12 protein-coding genes are annotated in these 12,645 nt (G+C 71.3%); 11 read left to right on the forward strand and 1 reads right to left on the reverse strand.

What is annotated here, in order from left to right:
- The first annotated feature begins 33 nt into the window (after nt 1–33).
- Nucleotides 34–1,095 carry a mechanosensitive ion channel family protein gene (locus ACIBK6_RS01765; protein ID WP_399047851.1) on the forward strand — a complete coding sequence of 354 codons (1,062 nt, stop codon included), beginning with the start codon at nt 34–36 and terminating at the stop codon, nt 1,093–1,095.
- Nucleotides 1,096–1,234: 139 nt separating this feature from the next.
- Here ACIBK6_RS01765 and ACIBK6_RS01770 read toward each other — a convergent pair whose 3' ends face one another.
- Nucleotides 1,235–1,384 carry a hypothetical protein gene (locus ACIBK6_RS01770; RefSeq protein ID WP_399047852.1) on the reverse strand — a complete coding sequence of 50 codons (150 nt, stop codon included), beginning with the start codon at nt 1,382–1,384 and terminating at the stop codon, nt 1,235–1,237.
- A 14-nt stretch (nt 1,385–1,398) separates the two neighbouring features.
- Between ACIBK6_RS01770 and ACIBK6_RS01775 the strand changes: the two genes are divergently transcribed.
- From ACIBK6_RS01775 to ACIBK6_RS01820, 10 genes are all read left to right on the forward strand, one after another.
- Nucleotides 1,399–1,617, forward strand: a complete 219-nt coding sequence (locus ACIBK6_RS01775) for a DUF397 domain-containing protein (protein ID WP_399047853.1) — start codon at nt 1,399–1,401, stop codon at nt 1,615–1,617.
- 162 nt (nt 1,618–1,779) lie between these two features.
- Complete coding sequence (locus tag ACIBK6_RS01780) at nt 1,780–2,982, forward strand: ROK family protein (RefSeq protein WP_399047855.1); 1,203 nt, start codon at nt 1,780–1,782, stop codon at nt 2,980–2,982.
- A 47-nt stretch (nt 2,983–3,029) separates the two neighbouring features.
- A complete protein-coding gene (locus ACIBK6_RS01785) occupies nt 3,030–4,367 on the forward strand; it encodes an ABC transporter substrate-binding protein (protein WP_399047856.1) in 1,338 nt (445 codons plus the stop codon).
- Between the two features lie 7 nt (nt 4,368–4,374).
- Nucleotides 4,375–5,319 carry a carbohydrate ABC transporter permease gene (locus tag ACIBK6_RS01790; RefSeq protein WP_399047857.1) on the forward strand — a complete coding sequence of 315 codons (945 nt, stop codon included), beginning with the start codon at nt 4,375–4,377 and terminating at the stop codon, nt 5,317–5,319.
- A gap of 1 nt (nt 5,320) precedes the next feature.
- A complete protein-coding gene (locus ACIBK6_RS01795; protein ID WP_399047859.1) occupies nt 5,321–6,199 on the forward strand; it encodes a carbohydrate ABC transporter permease in 879 nt (292 codons plus the stop codon).
- A 5-nt stretch (nt 6,200–6,204) separates the two neighbouring features.
- Entirely contained in the window at nt 6,205–7,512 is a 1,308-nt protein-coding gene (locus ACIBK6_RS01800; RefSeq protein ID WP_399047861.1) for a 6-phospho-beta-glucosidase, read from the forward strand.
- Entirely contained in the window at nt 7,509–8,483 is a 975-nt protein-coding gene (locus tag ACIBK6_RS01805; RefSeq protein WP_399047862.1) for an N-acetylglucosamine kinase, read from the forward strand. The genes ACIBK6_RS01800 and ACIBK6_RS01805 overlap by 4 nt, the downstream gene beginning before the upstream one ends.
- A 195-nt stretch (nt 8,484–8,678) precedes the next feature.
- Nucleotides 8,679–10,100, forward strand: a complete 1,422-nt coding sequence (locus ACIBK6_RS01810) for a hypothetical protein (protein WP_399047863.1) — start codon at nt 8,679–8,681, stop codon at nt 10,098–10,100.
- Between the two features lie 191 nt (nt 10,101–10,291).
- A complete protein-coding gene (locus tag ACIBK6_RS01815) occupies nt 10,292–11,227 on the forward strand; it encodes a glutamate ABC transporter substrate-binding protein (protein ID WP_399048447.1) in 936 nt (311 codons plus the stop codon).
- A gap of 92 nt (nt 11,228–11,319) precedes the next feature.
- Nucleotides 11,320–12,597, forward strand: a complete 1,278-nt coding sequence (locus ACIBK6_RS01820) for a hypothetical protein (RefSeq protein WP_399047864.1) — start codon at nt 11,320–11,322, stop codon at nt 12,595–12,597.
- Nucleotides 12,598–12,645: the final 48 nt, after the last annotated feature.

Raw genomic sequence — 12,645 nt, forward strand, 5'->3', positions numbered from 1 at the left:
TTCGCCGGCACCGCAACGCTGGAGGTTCCTGCCGTGAACTGGTCCGCCGTCCTGGCCGACGGATCGCCGCCGCCCACACCCGCGACGCTCCAAGACGCCCAGAAGTCGGCCACCCAGGCCGCCGGCTGGGTGGAGCAGAACTGGTCGACGTGGCTGTACGTCGGAGTCCGCATCCTCCTGATCCTCGTCATCGCCTCGGTCCTGCGGGTCCTGGTCCGTCGGGCCCTGACCAAGCTCATAGAGCGGATGAACCGCAGCGCCCAGGCCGTGCAGGGCACCGCGCTCGGCGGTCTGCTCGTCAACGCGGAGCGCCGCCGCCAGCGCTCGGAGGCCATCGGCTCGGTGCTGCGCTCGGTGGCGTCGTTCCTCATCCTGGGCACGGCCGCCCTGATGGTCCTCGGCGTCCTGAACATCGACCTGGCCCCGCTGCTCGCCTCGGCGGGTGTGGCGGGCGTGGCGATCGGTTTCGGCGCGCGCAACCTGGTCACCGACTTCCTGTCCGGCGTGTTCATGATCCTGGAGGACCAGTACGGCGTCGGCGACTCGATCGACGCGGGGGTCGCCTCCGGCGAGGTGATCGAGGTCGGGCTGCGGGTGACGAAGCTGCGCGGCTCGGACGGCGAGATCTGGTACGTGCGCAACGGTGAGATCAAGCGCATCGGAAACCTGTCCCAGGGCTGGGCGACCGCCGGGGTCGATGTCCGGGTCCGCGCGAGCGAGGACCTGGAGCGGCTGCGGACGGTGATCAACGAGGCGGGCGAGTCCATGGCGAAGGAAGAGCCGTGGAACGAGCGGCTGTGGGGTCCGGTGGAGATCCTGGGCCTGGACGAGGTGCTGCTCGATTCGATGGTGGTGCGCGTGTCGGCGAAGACCATGCCGGGCAAGGCGCTGAGCGTGGAGCGCGAGCTGCGCTGGCGGATCAAGGTGGCCCTGGACGCGGCGGGCATCCGCATCGTGGGCGGCCTGCCGCTCGCGGAGGAGCCGCCCGCCGCGGACGCCTCGGCCGCGACGGCCGCACCCTCCGCCCTGGCCAACCCTGCCTCCCCCCAGTCCCTGGCCACGGCCCCGATCCCGAACCCGAATCTGTCGAAGTAGCCGGAGCAGGGGTACGCCGGGGGGGCCGCTCGCGCAGTTCCCCCGCGCCCCTAACCCCTCCTTCGGCCTCGGACCGTGCGTGGTTGCTCGCGCAGTTCCCCGCGCCCCTAGCAGGGTTGTCCTTGGCTCCCAGTGCCACTCAGCCACCGACCACCTCACGATGCGCGGCGCGTACGATCTCGCCCGCTTCCAGAACCGCGGCGGCCCGCGCGTCGGGGTCCGGGCTGTCCACGGCCCGCTCGGCAGCGTGCAGGCGCCGGGCCGTCTCCGGATGTCGTTCGATCTCCACGATGACACCCCACCGTGAAGCTCCTCGAAGAACTCGGGCAGCCGGGACGGGGCGACGGCCTGCCGGAGAGCGGGGAGGGTGAGCTCGGGCCTGGGAATGACCGTCCCGTCGTCCTCTCTGTACGGCGCGCTCCCTCCAAGTGCTCCAAGTCCCCCGAAGGACCGGTCCTGCGCCTCACCCCCTCCGCCTGGGCGGCCTTCACCGCCGGGCTCGGGCGGGCCGCAGGGCAGTGAACCACCAGCCCCGTCCCGGCACCGCCAGGTAACGCTTTGGTAGCCGTCGGGCCCCTGGCCATTGACGTGCTGCCGACAGGCGCCCTACGTTCCTCTCATCAGATAGGAAACTTTCCTAACAGTGGTGTGGAGAAGCGGCGCCGAAGGGCAGGGGGATTCGTCGTGGCCGGTACTACCCCGGGAACGCCGCGCGTACTCCGCGCCATGAACGACCGGGCCGCGCTCGATCTGCTCCTGGAGCACGGGCCGCTCTCGCGGACCCGCATCGGCAAGCTCACCGGGCTCTCCAAGCCGACCGCCTCGCAGCTGCTCGCCCGTCTTGAGGCGGCCGGGCTCGTCGTCGCCACCGGCACGACCGAGGGGCGCCCGGGACCCAACGCCCAGCTGTACGCGGTCAACGCGCACTCCGCCCACGTGGCGGGGCTCGATGTGACGCCCGGGCGGATCCGCGCCGCCGTCGCCGATGTGGCGGGCAGTGTCGTCGGGGAGTTCGAGGTCGCCACGCCCGGACGGCGCGCCGAGTCCGTGGTGCGGCAGGTGACCGACGCCCTCGACGGCGCGGTGAAGGCCGCCGGGCTCTCGCGGGCCGATCTGCACCGGGTCGTCATCGGCACCCCGGGCGCCTTCGACCCCGGCACCGGCCGGCTGCGCTACGCCTCCCACCTGCCCGGCTGGCACTCGCCCACCCTGCTCGACGAACTCGCGGCGGCCCTGCCGATGCCCGTCGAGTACGAGAACGACGTGAACCTGGTCGCCATAGCCGAGCAGCGCCTCGGCGCGGCCCGTGGCCACGACGACTTCGTCCTGCTGTGGAACGAGGGCGGGCTCGGCGCCGCCCTGGTCATCGGCGGGCGGCTGCACCGCGGGTTCACCGGCGGCGCCGGCGAGGTCGGCTTCCTGCCGGTGCCCGGCGCCCCCCTCGTGCGCCATGTGACGAAGGCGAACTCCGGCGGCTTCCAGGAGCTGGCGGGCGGGCAGGCGCTGCCCCGGCTCGCCCGTGAGCTCGGGGTCGGCGACATCCCAGGCGGGGCCGCCCATGAGGTGGCCGCCGTCCTGATCGCCCGGGGCGCCGAGGCCGAGCAAGGCCCCGAAAAGGACCTCCTGAAGGCGTTCGCCACCGGACTCGCGACCGGACTCGCCTCCATGGTCGCCGTACTCGACCCCGAACTCGTGGTGCTGTCCGGCGGGCTGATCTCCGCCGGGGGCGAGCCGCTGCGCGAGCTCGTCCAGCGAGAACTGAGCGAGCTGGCCGCCTCCCGGCCCCGGCTCGTCGTCGGGGAGGTCACCCGACTCCCCGTACTGCGCGGCGCGTTGGAGGCCGCCCTCGCCGCCACCCGCGACGAAGTCTTCGACACCGCACGCTGAATAACCCGCACCTCACCCCCTCCACCCCCTCGTCGGGAGACACCTCCATGCCCGCAATCCGCCGGAAGTCGGCCGTCGCACTGGCCGCGACCGCCTCGATAGCCCTGTTCGCCTCCGCCTGTACGGGCCAGAGCAGCACCAGCGCGAAGGACGACGCGTCCAAGGACACGACCATCACGTTCTGGCACGGCTGGAGCGCCCCCAACGAGGTCAAGGCCATCCAGGCCGACGTGGACGCCTTCCAGAAGGCGCACCCCAACATCCACGTCAAGGTCGTCGGCAACATCAACGACGACAAGATCAACCAGGCGCTGCGGGCGGGCGGTTCGAGCGCCCCGGACGTGGTGTCGTCGTTCACCACGAACAACGTCGGCAAGTTCTGCTCCTCCAACGCCTTCGTCGACCTCGCCCCCTTCCTCAAGAAGGACGGCATCGACCCGGCGAAGACGTTCCCCAAGACCATGAACGAGTACACCCAGTTCCAGGGCAGGCGCTGCACCCTGCCGCTGCTCGGCGACTCCTACGCGCTCTACTACAACAAGGACGCCTTCACGGCGGCCGGGATCGCCGAGGCGCCCAAGACCTGGTCGGAGTTCGAGGCGGACGCCAAGAAGCTGACCAAGCCCAAGGGCGACTCGTTCGAGCAGCTCGGCTTCATGCCGAACTACCACGCCTACGAGACGACGACCGAGCACTACCTCGCCCAGTGGTCGCCGACGTACTTCGACGCGAGCGGCACGTCGAACATCGCCAAGGACCCGGCCTTCGAAAAGGGCCTCGCCTTCCAGAAGCAGCTCGTCGACGACCTGGGCGGCTTCGCCAAGCTGGAGAAGTTCCGCAGCTCCTTCGGCGAGGAGTACGGCGACACGAACCCGTTCAACACCGGCCAGGTCGCGATGTCGATGGACGGCGAGTGGCGGCTCGGCATGGCGATGGACAGCAAGCCGAAGTTCACCATCGGGGTGGCCGCGCTGCCGGTGCCGGACGACCAGGTGGGCACGTACGGCAAGGGCTATCTGACCGGCACCATCGCCGGCATCGCCGCGACCTCGAACAAGCAGAACGCGGCCTGGGAGCTGGTCAAGTTCCTGACCACCAACACCGACGCGGTGGTCGGCTTCGCCAACGCCATCCACAACGTGCCGTCCACCTTCGAGGCGCTCAAGTCGCCGAAGCTGCAGGTCGATCCGCGCTTCAAGACCTTCCTGGACATCGCGCAGAACGCGAACTCCACCACCACCCCGGCCTCCGTCAACGGCGGCCAGTACCTGGTGTCCCTGCAGAACCTCGGCTACGACGTCGAGAGCGGCAAGCAGGGCGACATCAAGGCGGGTCTGGCCAAGACCGCGCAGGAGATCGACGCCGCGATCGCGCAGGCGAAGTAGCCGCGCCATGAGCTCGACGTACCCACTGCGCGCCAAGCACCGCAGGTCGGCGCTGCGCACCCTGGCCTTCCTGTCGCCGTGGCTGATCGGCTTCAGCGTCTTCTTCGCCTATCCGCTGATCTCCACGGTCTACTTCTCCTTCACTCAGTACGACGGCTTCGCCGCGCCCACCTTCGACGGCCTCAAGAACTGGTCGTACGTCTTCAACCACTACCCGCTGTTCTGGCCGGCGCTGCGCAACACGCTGTGGCTGGTGATCGTGATGGTGGCCTGCCGGGTCGTGTTCGGCCTGGGCGTGGGCATGCTCATCACGAAGATCAAAACGGGTGTGGGCGTCTTCCGCACCCTGTTCTACCTGCCCTACCTGGCGCCGCCGGTCGCGGCCACCCTCGGCTTCGTGTTCCTGCTCAACCCCGGTACCGGGCCGGTCAATTCGATCCTGGGGGACCTCGGCATCCCGGCCCCCGACTGGTTCACCGACCCCACCTGGTCCAAGCCCGCACTCACCCTGCTCGCGGTGTGGGGCGTCGGCGACCTCATGGTCATCTTCATGGCCGCGCTCCTGGACGTCCCCAAGGAGCAGTACGAGGCCGCCGAGCTGGACGGCGCGTCCGCCTGGCAGCGGTTCCGCTACGTCACCCTGCCGAACATCTCGCCGATCGTGATGTTCGCGGTGGTCACCGGGGTCATCCAGGCGATGCAGAGCTACACCCAGCCGCTGGTGGCGGGGAAGGTCGCCTCCGGCATCATCGGCAACTCGGGCCAGCAGTTCGAGCCCGGCTATCCCGACAAGTCGACGCTGACGCTCCCCCAGCTCGTCTACAACCTGGGCTTCCAGCGCTTCGACTACGGCTCCGCCTGTGTGGTCGCCCTTGTCCTGTTCGCCCTCTCCATGGCCTTCACGGCGCTTTTGATGAAGCGCCGCGGCGGACTCATCCAGGCAGGTGAGTGACATGACGTACGCCCTTCAGGCAGCGGTCACGACCCCGGCGGCCAAGGTGGCCCGCCGCAAGGCCGCGCTCCAATGGATCGCGGTGCACTCGCTCGGCGTCGCGGCGGCGCTGTTCTTCGTGCTGCCCTTCGTCTTCCTGCTGCTCACCTCGCTGATGGACAACCAGCAGACGCTCACCCGGGACCTGATCCCGCACCACTGGGCGTGGTCCAACTACCGCAAGGTGTTCGACACCCCGGGCTTTCTGACCTGGTGGAAGAACACGCTGCTGTACGCGGGGCTCGGCACCGTGCTGAGCGTGGTGTCGTCCGTGCCGGTCGCCTACGCGCTCGCCAAGTTCCGCTTCCGCGGCCGCAATCTGTCGCTGATGCTGGTCATCTCGATGATGATGCTGCCGCCGCAGGTGATCATCATCCCGATGTACCTGTTCTGGGCGAAGCAGCTGGACCTGTCCGGCACGCTCTGGCCGCTGATCATTCCGCTGGCGTTCGGCGACGCGTTCACCATCTTCCTGCTGCGGCAGTTCCTGATGACCATCCCGAACGAGTACCTCGACGCCGCGAAGGTCGACGGGTGCGGGGAGCTCAGGACGCTGATCAAGGTGGTGCTGCCGATGGCGCGCCCCGGCATCGCCGCCGTCGCGCTCTTCCAGTTCTTCTACGCCTGGAACGACTACTTCGGACCGCAGATCTACGCGTCCGACACGCCGGCGTCCTGGACGCTCAGCTACGGCCTTGAGTCCTTCAAGGGCGCGCACCATACCGACTGGAACCTGACCATGGCCGCGACCGTTCTGGTCATGGCCCCCGTGATCCTCGTCTTCTTCTTCGCACAGAAGGCTTTCGTCGAGGGCGTCACACTGACCGGAGTGAAGGGCTGATCCGCATGCCGCAGTCGATCGGGGGACAACCCCCGAACCCCCGGCCGAAAAAGATCGCAGTGGTAGGGGGCGGGTCCACATACACCCCCGAACTCATCGACGGCTTCGCCCGGTTGCGGGACACCCTGCCGGTCGGTGAGCTCGTCCTGGTCGACCCGGCCGCCGACCGCCTGGAGCTGGTCGGTGGGCTCGCCCGGCGCATCTTCGCCAAACAGGGCCACCCCGGGAAGATCGTCACCACCTCCGACCTGGACGCGGGTGTCGCGGACGCCGATGCCGTACTGCTCCAGCTGCGCGTCGGCGGGCAGGCGGCCCGCCAGCGGGACGAGACCTGGCCGCTGGAGTGCGGCTGCGTCGGCCAGGAGACGACGGGCGCGGGGGGCCTGGCCAAGGCGCTGCGGACCGTGCCGGTCGTCCTGGACATCGCCGAGCGGGTGCGCCGGAGCAACCCGGACGCCTGGATCATCGACTTCACCAACCCGGTGGGCATCGTGACCCGCGCCCTGCTCCAGGCCGGGCACAAGGCGGTCGGGCTGTGCAACGTGGCCATCGGCCTCCAGCGCAAGTTCGCCGCCCTGCTCCACGTGGCGTCGTCCGAGGTCCACTTGGACCACGTCGGCCTCAACCACCTGACCTGGGAGCTCGGGGTGCGCCTCGGCGGGCCCGCCGGGGAGAACGTGCTGCCGAAGCTCCTCGCCGAGCACGGCGACGCCATCGCCGACGACCTGCGGCTGCCCCGCCAGGTGCTCGACCGGCTCGGCGTGGTCCCCTCGTACTACCTGCGCTACTTCTATGCGCACGACGAGGTGGTGCGCGAGCTCGGCACCAAGCCGTCGCGCGCGGCCGAAGTCGCTGAGATGGAGCGGCAGTTGCTCGCGATGTACGGCGACCCGGCGCTGGACGAGAAGCCCGAGCTGCTCGCCCAGCGCGGCGGCGCCTTCTACTCGGAGGCCGCCGTCGACCTGGCGGCCTCGCTGCTTGGCAGCGGGGGAAGCCCCGTGCAGGTCGTCAACACGTACAACAACGGCACCCTGCCCTTCCTCGCCGACGACGCGGTGATCGAGGTGCCGGCCCGGGTGGACGGGCGCGGCGCGGTGCCGCTGCCGGTGGCCGAACTCGACCCGCTGTACGCCGGGTTGATCGCGCACGTCACCGCCTACGAGGACCTCGCACTGGAAGCCGCCCTGCGCGGCGGGCGCGACCGGGTGTTCCGGGCGCTGCTCGCCCATCCGCTGGTCGGGCAGTACGAGTACGCCGACGGGCTCACCGACCGGCTGATCGCGCACAACCGGGAGCACCTCGCGTGGGCATGAGTGTGCTGGCGATCGACGCCGGCAACAGCAAGACCGACGTGGCGATCGTCGGGGCGGACGGAGCGGTGCTCGGCGCGGCCAGGGGCGGCGGTTTCCAGCCGCCGTCGGTGGGCGTGGAGGTGGCCGTGCACATGCTGGCCGGCACGGTGGAGGAGGCCCACCTCGCCTCCGGGATCACCGCACCGCTGCGGGTCGAGCACGTGTCGGCCTGTCTGGCCAACGCCGATCTGCCCGTCGAGGAAAGGGAGTTGGCGGCGGCCCTGCGGGCGCGCGGCTGGGGGGACTCCGTGCGGGTGCACAACGACACCTTCGCGATCCTGCGTGCCGGGCTGCCCAGCGGCGCCGAGCCGTGCGGGGTCGCGGTGGTGTGCGGCGCGGGCATCAACTGCGTCGGCATGACGCCCGACGGGCGCACCGCCCGCTTCCCCGCGCTCGGGAAGATCTCCGGCGACTGGGGCGGGGGCGGCGGGCTCGCCGAGGAGGCCCTGTTCTTCGCGGCGCGGGCCGAGGACGGCCGCGGCGAGCCGACCGGGCTCGCGGCCGCGCTGCCCGCCCACTTCGGGCTCGCCTCGATGTACGAGCTGATCGAGGCGCTGCACCTGGAGAAGATCCCGGCCGCGCGCCGCCACGAGCTCGCTCCGGTGCTGTTCGCGGTGGCGGCGGCGGGGGACCGGGTGGCGCGGGCCGTCGTCGACCGGCAGGCCGAGGAGATCGTGGCCCTGGCGGTGGTCGCCCTGGACCGGCTCTGCCTGCTCGGCGCTCAGACGCCGGTGCTGCTCGGCGGCAGCGTGCTCGCCGCCCGCCATCCACAGCTGGACGACGGCGTACGCGAGCTCCTCGCGGCCCGCGCCCCCAAGGCGGTGCCGCTGGTGGTGACCACATCTCCCGTGCTCGGTGCGGCCCTTCTGGGCCTGGACCAGGTGGCCGCCCCGGAGTCGGCCTACGCCCGGCTGCGCGCGCAGTACGCGTAGCCGCAGCCGTTCGGCCTCCGTTCGGGTGCGTTCGGGTCCCTGGGGAACCGAACGGATCCGGTCCGCGTATACATGATGGGGAGGCGGGGCAGGTGGCAGAGACGGGGCGCGGCAGGTAACAAGATCCATACAACCCTGGATGGTTGTCGGTGCCTGCCGCCATACTGCCTACGCAGCGACCGAGGGGGAGGTCAGGTGGCGAATCCGCCGAATGTGCGCGAACCGGGGTCGCGGCAGCCCGCGGCTCAGGTGCCGGCGCAGCCGCGCCCCGGCATCCGCCGAGCGGGGTCCCCCCTGCTCGAACGGGGCCGGGGGCTCGGCGAGAGCTGGGCCGGGACCCGGGGGCGGCTGAGCGCCGCCGCGAAGACCGAGCCCGGCCGCCTGTGGATCATCGGTACGGTCGTTGCGGTGCTCGTCGTCGCGTTCGGCGGCATCACCGCCTGGGAGGTCTCGGACCGCTCGGCCGCCGCCCAGGACGTGGTGAGCCGCAGCCAGCCGCTGAGCGCCGACGCGGCATCCATCTACCGCTCCCTCGCCGACGCCGACACGGCCGCCGCGAGCGGATTCCTCGCGGGCGGCCAGGAGCCCCTCGATGTGCGCAAGCGGTACGACACGGACATCGCGACCGCGTCCCGGCTGCTCGTCAAGGCGGCCGGGAACACCTCGGGTTCGGCCGAGTCCGCCCAGCAGATAGCCAGGATCAACGAGCAACTCCCGCTCTACAACGGCCTGGTGGAGCAGGCCAGGGCCAACAACCGGCAGGGCTTCCCGGTCGGCGGCGCCTATCTGCGCTTCGCCAACCAGAAGATGACCACCGAGCTGCTGCCGGCCGCCCAGAAGCTGTACGAGGCGGAGACCGGACGGCTGTACGAGGACTACGGGCAGGCCGACACCTGGCCGTACATCGCGACCGCGCTGGGCGTGGTGGCGCTCGGCGGGCTCGGCTGGGCCCAGCGGCGCAACTACCGGCGTACCAACCGGGTGTTCAACCAGGGGCTGCTCGCGGCGACCGCCGCCTCCACGGTGGTGCTGCTCTGGCTGGTGGTGGGGCACGCGGTGGCCGCCCACGACCTGTCCACCTCGCGCTCGCACGGCCAGGAGTCGCTGAAGGTGCTCAACGACGCCCGGATCAGCTCGCTCCAGGCCCGCGCCAACGAGAACCTGACCCTGGTCGCCCGGGGCGCGGTGCTGGAGGACGGCAAGGACAAGTACGAGGCGGACTTCACCAAGGAGATGTCGACGCTCTCCGCGAAGCTCGGCGCCGCGGTGAACCTGGCGGACGACAAAGCGGGCGACGCCCCGGTGAAGGACGCCCAGGCGAACATGGCCCAGTGGCAGAGCCGCCACGCGGCGGCCCGCAAGACGGACGACAGCGGTGACTACGACGGCGCGCTGAAGCAGGTCATCGGCGCGACGGGCTCCACCGGGGAGTGCTTCGACAAGGTGGACGCGGCCCTGGACTCGGCGCTCGCCCACGAGCAGCAGGAGTTCACCACCGCCGCCAGCGACGGCCGCGACGCGCTGACCGGCCTGCCGGTGGGTGCCGCGCTCCTCGCGGTGCTCGCCGCGGCGGGCGCCGGCCTCGGCATCAGCCGCCGCCTCGCGGAGTACAGGTGAGCGGCATGGACAGCGGCAACGGACGTGCCGCCGACGGCGGACGGGCGAGAGGGGTCGCGATGAGCGGCGCGAAGGGCTCGGCGGATCCGGCGGAGCCGACCGCCCCCGGCACGGACGCGTCCGGCGGCCGTACCCGCCGCACCGCGCGTCGCGGGGCCGGGCGGCTGCGCGGCTGGGGCGGTGTCGCCGGAATGGCGCTCGCACTCGCGGTCGCCGCCTCCGCGCTGGTCCCGCTGACCCGGCACGGCGGCGCCGACACCGCGGCCGCGGTCGCGGGCCCGGGATACGCGCAGGGCCTGCAGGCCAAGGCCGACAGCTGCAAGGACCCGGAGGCGAGCCTGCCCCCGTCGGCGGCGGGCGGGCCGAACCTCGACGCCATCAAGAAGCGCGGCAAGCTGATCGCGGGCGTCGACCAGAACAGTTTCCGCTGGGGGTACCGCAACCCGGCGACGGGCACCCTGGAAGGTTTCGACATCGACCTGGTGAAGGCGATCGCGAAGAACATCCTGGGCGACGAGAACGCGGTCATCTACCGCGCCATTCCCACCAGTCAGCGCATCCCCGCGCTCCAGAACGGCACGGTCGACGTGGTCGTACGGACGATGACCGTCAACTGCACCCGTATCAAGCAGGCGTCGTTCTCGACCGCCTACTTCGAGGCCGGCCAGCAGGTGCTCGCGCCCAAGGTCTCCGGCATCAAGGGCTTCGACTCCTCGCTGAACGGCAAGCGGGTCTGTGTGGCGGCGGGCTCCACCGCCTTCGACGCGCTGAAGGCCGACCCGCACGGCACGGACTACCAGGACTTCACGGTCCCCAACCAGCTGGACTGCCTGGTCCGGCTCCAGCAGAACCTGGTGGACGCGGTCGTCACCGACAACGCGCTGGCCGCCGGACAGGCCGCGCAGGACCCGGCGGTCCAGCTGAAGGGCAGCCCGTTCACCACCGAGTACTACGGCGTCGCCGTCAAGCTCGGCAACGACGACCTCGTGCAGCGGATCAACCAGGTCCTGGTGGACTACCGCAACGGCGGGGACAGCAGCCCCTGGATGACGGCGTACCGCAAGTGGCTCGCCGCGGACCTGCCCGGGATATCCGGGCCGCCCGCCCCCAAGTACCGGGCAGGATGAGCGAGTTCATGACGGCGAACCACAGAGCGGAGACGTGATCGATGGGCGCGGGATCCTCCCCCAGCTCCACCGGGGGACCCCCGGGGCCGGTGATGGACCGGGACGAGGTGGACCGTGCGCTGGCCCGCCTCGGCGCCGAGCACGAGGCCGTCGAGACCTCGCTGCTCGCCCTCCAGGACCATGCCGGGCGCCGGCTCCTCGAAGGCGCGGGGCTGACCGGGGTCACCAAGGAGCGCTGGGCGGCCGCCGAGCAGTCGATCTCCCTGCTGTGGGCGTACTTCGACGCGTACACGGCGGCCCTGGAGTCCGCGCGCGAGCTGCGCGACCGGCGCCGCTGGCCCACCCGGGACGATCTGGCGGAGCTCACCGAGCGGCTGCGCGGCGAGTCCGTGACGCTGGCCGGGGCGGCGCTGCACAACGCGCCGACGCTGACCGGCCCGGCCCGGCTGACCGAGCGGTTCACCCTGGGCGAGCTGGTGAACCGGATGAACGAGCTGTACGCGCACTCGCTGGACCTGGTGGTCGCCGCCGACGCGGTGTGGTCGGCGCTGCCCGCCCGGATAGACCTCCTGGCCGCCGAGCTGCACCGCACCCGGGGTCTGGCGCACTCGGTCGGGGTGCGCCCCGGCGAGCACCCCTCGGGCGACGATCTGGAGTCGATCACGGCCGAACTGGCCGAGCTGCGCGCCCAGGTGGTGTCCGACCCGCTGGCGTTCTGGGTGCCCGCGCCGGGCAGCTCCGCACCGGGCGGCGGCCGTCCCGACACCGGGCGCTACGACCGGGCGGCGCGCGCCCTGGAGGACGTACGCCGCGAAATTGACGCGGTCCTGACGGTCCGGCAGGACGCCGAGCAGCGGCTCGTCCGGTTGCGCGATGTACTGTCGCGAGCGGATCGCACGCTGGCCGAGGCCCGGTCGGCGCGCGGCGAGGTCCTCGCGAAGATCGCTGCCAGCGAGGTGCCCGCCGTGAGCGGCCCGTCGATCGTGCTCCAGGAGCAGCTGGCCACCGCCGCCGAGTACCGCAGGCATGCGCAGTGGCACCGGCTCTCGCCGCTGCTCGAATCCCTTGAGCGGGAGGCCGAGGACGAACTGCTGCGCGCCCGCGAGTCGTTGACGGCGGTCACCGCGCCGCTGGCGGTCCGCGCGGAGCTGCGCGGGCGGCTCGACGCCTACAAGGCGAAGGTGGCCCGGCACGGCATGGCCGAGGATCCGCTCCTGATCGAGCGGTACGACGCGGCCCGCCGGATGCTGTGGTCGGCGCCCTGCGATCTGCGCGTCGCCGAAGAGGCGGTGCTGCGTTATCAGCGGGCGGCGGCCGATGTACTGGTCCCGCGACAGCCCGGGCCCGTTGACCAGAGGGGGGATTCGTGAGCGAGAACGCCAAGTGCCAGCGCCCTGGCTGCGAGGGTTCGTACGAGG

It is taken from the genome of Streptomyces sp. NPDC050485 (assembly GCF_044458185.1).
Classification (GTDB): Bacteria; Actinomycetota; Actinomycetes; order Streptomycetales; family Streptomycetaceae; genus Streptomyces.